The 442-nt window shown below is 66.7% G+C and carries 1 protein-coding gene; it reads right to left on the minus strand.

Annotated elements, in window-relative coordinates:
- Positions 1-85: 85 nt before the first annotated feature.
- On the minus strand, positions 86-442 hold a 357-nt coding region (locus C1J01_RS54360), incomplete at its 5' end, for an ATP-binding cassette domain-containing protein (RefSeq protein ID WP_146616081.1).

Genomic DNA, 442 nt, shown 5'->3' on the forward strand with positions numbered 1-442 from the left:
ACGCCGTGCTGCGCCCATTGCAGAAAGCCAAGCAATGCGTTGAGCCAGACCGTCGCTTCCGGTCCGCTCATGATGGTGCCGCCATCTACCAGGTCTCACCCAAGCCGAGATGACCGAGTGCCTCGTGCCGCAATGCGCTCAAGCGCGGGTCGCCGCGATGGCGCGGGTAAGGCAGGTCCACCGTCAGTTCCGCCGTGATGCGCGCCGGACGCGGGCTGAAAATGACCACACGCTGCGCCAGGAACAGCGCCTCCTCCACATCGTGCGTCACCAGCACGGTCGAGAAGCGGGCGCGTTGCCACAGCGTCACCAGCTCGCTCTGCATGGCCAGCCGCGTGAGTGAATCCAGCTTGCCCAGCGGCTCGTCCAGCACCAGCAACTGCGGATCGTTGACCAGCGCACGCGCCAGCGCCACACGTTGCGCCATGCCGCCCGACAGCTC

This window comes from Nonomuraea aridisoli (genome assembly GCF_003236395.1).
In the GTDB taxonomy this organism is placed as follows: domain Bacteria; phylum Actinomycetota; class Actinomycetes; order Streptosporangiales; family Streptosporangiaceae; genus Nonomuraea; species Nonomuraea aridisoli.